The sequence below is a fragment of the Moorena sp. SIO2C4 genome (genome assembly GCF_010672485.1).
Classification (GTDB): Bacteria; Cyanobacteriota; Cyanobacteriia; order Cyanobacteriales; family Coleofasciculaceae; genus Moorena; species Moorena producens.
The window spans coordinates 1-4,528 of the sequence record NZ_JAAHGN010000608.1; the positions used below are offsets into that span (position 1 = coordinate 1).

A 4,528-nucleotide genomic window follows, 5' to 3' on the forward strand; every position below is an offset into this window, starting at 1 on the left:
TTTGAGAGAAATATATGCCATATGAGGAAATATAAAGAATAATTCATTAAGTAAGAATCCCCACCTCGCAACGGGTGGATCAAATGGTGGTACTTGTTTTCAGAAGAGAAAAATAAATCATTCCCTCTCCATGGCAATGACCTAATTTCATACATTTTATTCCAGGTAACAGTACTCAAGGGACGCACGAGTGAAGTAACCTACCGACAAGCCCTGATTCAAGTTTGTCGTTACCTCAAAATTCCTTATTCTCAACGTCTGACTACAACTGACTTGGAAGCAGAAATATTTCTTCACCTAATGGAGAAAACCTGGAAACGCTTACCAACCCAAGAGCAGCAATCCCTAACAGTACAGGTACAGAAATGCTTAGCTAAGTCAAAACTCCCTGAACCCTTACCTGTACAAATCCAGCACAATCCTATCGACTTTTTACTCAAAGGTGGTAGCGCCCTAGCATTGACCTCGATTCTAAAGCCAATAATACTGCAACAGGTGGCACGCCAGTTTGCCCTGCATTTCGCTCGCTATCAGGTGGCTAAACAAGCCCTAGTGAAGGGGGGTTTGGCAGCAGCAGCTCAGTTTCAGAACTACTTGACAGTACAAACAGCACGACAGGGAATGGCACTCAGTGCTGCTCGTTATGGGGTTACTCGGAGTGTTTTTGCCTGCCTAGGTCCGATCATGTGGAGCTATTTCTTCGTTGACTTAGGCTGGAGAGCGATCGCAACCAACTACGGTCGGATTATTCCAACAATCTTAACCTTAGCACAAATTCGCCTGACTCGTGCTGAGTGCTGGGAACCAGTTTAGATTGATAGTAGTGGTTAGTGGTTAATTGGTTCTTGGGAAAGAATAGACATCCAAACAATCACCTACAAATAGGTTGGAAGTGCGCTAAGCTGGGAACTCTTATCTTTCCCCTATTTCCAGCTTTAGGCGCAGTGGGGTTAGTTCTAGCTGTGGGAGATACTTGGCGGCAAAAGTACACCAGTATAATCTCAAAACCCCTAAACTGGGGATTGGCTATTTTGAGTATCTGGCTGCTCATTACTGCTAGCTTAGCATTTAACCCCACAGAAGCGTTCCTAGGTTTAGGGAATTTTATCCCCTTCTTCGCCGTTTTCGCTGGTTTGTCTACCCTAATCAAAACCCCAGCACAGCTGAGGCAATTAGCCTGGATTCTAGTTATTCCTTCCCTAGCAGTAACTATAATGGGTTTTGCTCAGATGGTTTTGGGTTGGACTAGCCCAAAACTATTATCACTAGTCTTTGGTTCAACCTTGGTAGCTAACGGGAATCCTCCAGGTCGGATGGATTCAGTGTTTTTGTATGCCAATATCCTAGCCGCTTATCTACAAATACCATTAATTTTAGGGATAGGGCTGTGGATTGAGAGGTTTCAAGCTAGGCGTTGGAGCTGGCATCGATTCGATTATCCGCTGTTGTTCTTGAGTGTGGTGGTGATCGGTAATGCGATCGCACTAGTTTTGACCAACTCCCGCAATGCTTGGATAATCGCTGTTTTGGCTTGCCTTGCCTTTGCCCTTTACTTAGGTTGGTACTGGCTGGTCACAGCAGTTACTGCTGCTGTTGGTAGTGTTCTGTGGGCATCATTTGGTCCAATGCTAGGGCGTCAATGGCTGCGTAGTATTGTCCCAGCATACTTTTGGATGCGATTGTCTGACCAGTTGTATCCCGACCGGCCCATCGCTACCTTGAGGACAACCCAGTGGCAATTTACTTGGTCAATGATTCAGGAACGTCCCTGGTTGGGTTGGGGGTTACGCAATTTCACTCCTCTTTACCAGTCACAAATGGAAGTCTGGCTTGGTCATCCCCATAATCTACCTCTAATGTTGACTGCTGAAACTGGCATCCCAGGCACACTGATGTTGAGTGGATTAGTTGGCTGGATTATGGTTGAAGGTATCCAACTATTAAGGGTTTGGTCAACCGTTGCGACCCCTACCACTAGACAAGATTGGCATCAAGACAACTTAATTCTGTTCAGTTATCTGGTGGCTTTTGGCAGCTGTACTCTATTCAATCTGCTGGATGTAACTCTGTTTGATTTTCGGGTTAATACCTTGGGATGGCTGTTGTTGTCAGCGATTCGTGGCGTGGCGTGTCACCGATAAAAGGGGGCTCGGGGGATGAGAAGCCCTTGCCTAATAGACATCTCCAGAAACTCGGTTTTGACCCAGGCAGTACAAGGGTTTGAGGTTAATTTTTGGAGATGTCTAATGGCATAGGGAGGGATAATCCCCCGCAGCCAGCCGAACGCCCCCCGCGTGACCAAAGGTCAAGGGTTCAATACCCTTGAGGTTGGCTAATAAATCTTCCGGAATATCCACGCATCTTGATGTAGAATAAATATAGACTGAAATGAGCTAAGACACTCCTAACTTTCGGCAAAGCCGACGCTACGCGAACGGAGAAACGGCTAAGCCAGTAAGTCAGTGTCGGCGAGTGATGCGCTTGCTCGAAGTATTGGGGCTGTCGGGGAATTGACTCGGTTGTAGAAGCTGCGGAAGTGTCCGTAGAGTAAGCCAGCCTGGAGGTTAGGCACTTGACCCTTAAGCTTAATTAATCTGGAGCTTGAGCGCGTCAAGTCTGCGCTTAGCTACTGAAACCAACACGCCTGTTGCTTGGGGGTGAAAGCCCCCAGCTTCTAGCCGTGGGGAAGCTTACATTTAACCTAATTTAGTTCTAGATAAAGCAATTAGCTAAACCTTAGTTGAAAAGGAGTCATCTAAGCAAGGGTCAGGATAACCGCTCCCATGTTCACTAGAATACGCGAAGTTAAGCTTGGTTTACCCGATTTGTCGGGTTTTGTGCCAGGATTACAAAATCAGGATCCTTCCAGATGTCACAATAATCGAAAGCGTTGTCTAACCAGTTAGGATAAAACTGCGGTGGCACAAGATCGGGTCAGAAAAAACATTAGGAATCGCGAAAGCCCAAACCCTACTAGTTATTACGAAATACTGGGATTGCACCCTAGTGCATCACCCATAGCTATCCGACGTGCCTATCGGCAACTCAGTAAGCGCTATCATCCTGATACAACCGACTTACCCACTGAAACTGCCACGATTAAATTCCAAAAGCTGAACGAAGCCTATGCTACCCTGAGTAATCCAGAGCGACGAGCAATGTATGACCAAAAAATTGGTTATTCCCGCCTCAATGTTATTCAGCCACCCCCTAGTTTAAACAATCCAGTTAATCAAAAGCCACCAAGATCCTCGTCCTCAGCTTACCTTGATCCCACTGACCGCCCCCTTTCAGCTGGGGAGATTTTTGTCTTATTCATTTTAGGAGTAACCTTTTTAGGCTGCTTACTACTAGCGATAGCTATTGGATTAACCCAAGGTGAATCTGCTCTGCTAATTTCTAAACCCAGTGGTCATGATTTGCTTACCGTACCCCAGATTAATTCTATTCAACAGGCGAAACCTGCTAAGTTGGATAGTCAAATACCGGTTAATAACCAATCAGCCCAAAATCTCCAGATAAACCATTCCTAAGAATAACTGATCAAGAATAACTTAGAATATTAATTATAGTTAATCCCTTATAATTATGGTTAATCCCTTATAATAGGGTTGATACCATAAATTTTAATTGTGTTAATTGTTAATTTAAAATTGTCAGGTGACCATTGACAATTTTAAATTTTATACTGATGTACCACCAATAATTATAAATAGTTAATCGGACTCGATATGACACTTCCGCCAGGTGATACCCCCTTGTATAACCACCCTCTACCTGAAATAGAGAGGTGGCTGAAAAGACTAGGATGTGAACAAGACAGTAAGGATCTACATTGCTGGCGTGTTGATCGACCTACCTGGAAAGCAGAACTTTGCCTTGAGGTAGAGGAGTTAATCGTGCGCTACCTCAAGTCTGGGGAAGATGGACAAGATATTCAACGATCGTTCAAGTATTCCCTCAGCCGCAAAGATATAGAAGATGCAGTTTTCTGTGGTCCTTAGTCGGTGAAGGGTCTGCTTGAGTTGAAAGTTAGAAGGTTGTTCGCGTAGCGTGGCCGAAAGGCGAAGGTTAGAAGGTTGAAGGTTGAAGGTTGAAGGTTTAATGTTGAAGGTTTAATGTTGAAGGTTAGAAGGTTAGAAGGTTGAAGGTTGAATGTTCCAACTATAGCAGTTTTCAATGGGGTGAGGTACCCCACCCTTTGGGTTTGAGGGAGTAGGGAGTCGGGTCAATGAAAATTGAATGTACCTCATAACTATGAGAAATGCTATAGCTTTTATCAGCTATAACCTTGAACCTGAAACCTACTCTACGGTAACGCCAAAGGCGAACAACTAAAAAACCTTTAACGAAAAAACCTACCCTACAAGGGACGCCAAAGGCGAGCAACTAAAAAACCTATGGGTGCGGCTCTTTTAAAAGTACGGTAGACTAGATCTCAGTAAAACTGACAAATTAGTCAGAGTAATAGTTTGAGTCAATACCTCCTGGTGGGTGACCAGCTGAAAAAGTCAGCAGTAGTTCAGGA

The 4,528-nt window shown here is 44.6% G+C and carries 5 protein-coding genes; 4 read left to right on the top strand and 1 reads right to left on the bottom strand.

Translation table 11 applies throughout. The annotated features are described in order from the left end of the window. The first annotated feature begins 144 nt into the window (after positions 1-144). The 4 genes from F6K20_RS25540 (at position 145) to F6K20_RS25555 (ending at position 4,004) form a co-directional block, all read left to right on the top strand. Positions 145-813, top strand: a complete 669-nt coding sequence (locus tag F6K20_RS25540) for a YaaW family protein (RefSeq protein WP_287296505.1) — start codon at positions 145-147, stop codon at positions 811-813. Between the two features lie 131 nt (positions 814-944). Continuing rightward, positions 945-2,141 (top strand): O-antigen ligase family protein, encoded by a 1,197-nt coding sequence (locus F6K20_RS25545; RefSeq protein WP_287296502.1) that lies wholly within the window; start codon positions 945-947, stop codon positions 2,139-2,141. A gap of 777 nt (positions 2,142-2,918) precedes the next feature. Next, positions 2,919-3,533: a J domain-containing protein gene (locus F6K20_RS25550; RefSeq protein WP_287296503.1), complete on the top strand. Its 615-nt coding sequence runs from the start codon at positions 2,919-2,921 to the stop codon at positions 3,531-3,533. Between the two features lie 198 nt (positions 3,534-3,731). After that, positions 3,732-4,004 (top strand): DUF3143 domain-containing protein, encoded by a 273-nt coding sequence (locus F6K20_RS25555; protein ID WP_008179948.1) that lies wholly within the window; start codon positions 3,732-3,734, stop codon positions 4,002-4,004. Here the strand turns inward: F6K20_RS25555 and F6K20_RS25560 are convergent. Beyond that, on the bottom strand, positions 4,001-4,198 hold the full coding sequence (locus F6K20_RS25560) for a hypothetical protein (protein WP_131827220.1): 198 nt from the start codon (positions 4,196-4,198) through the stop codon (positions 4,001-4,003). The two genes, F6K20_RS25555 and F6K20_RS25560, sit on opposite strands and share 4 nt — an antisense overlap. Positions 4,199-4,528 lie beyond the last annotated feature (330 nt).

Excerpts from the sequence above, each read along its gene's own strand:
- F6K20_RS25555 (WP_008179948.1), top strand. The coding sequence starts at position 3,732 with ATGACACTTCCGCCAGGTGATACCCCCTTGTATAACCACCCTCTACCT.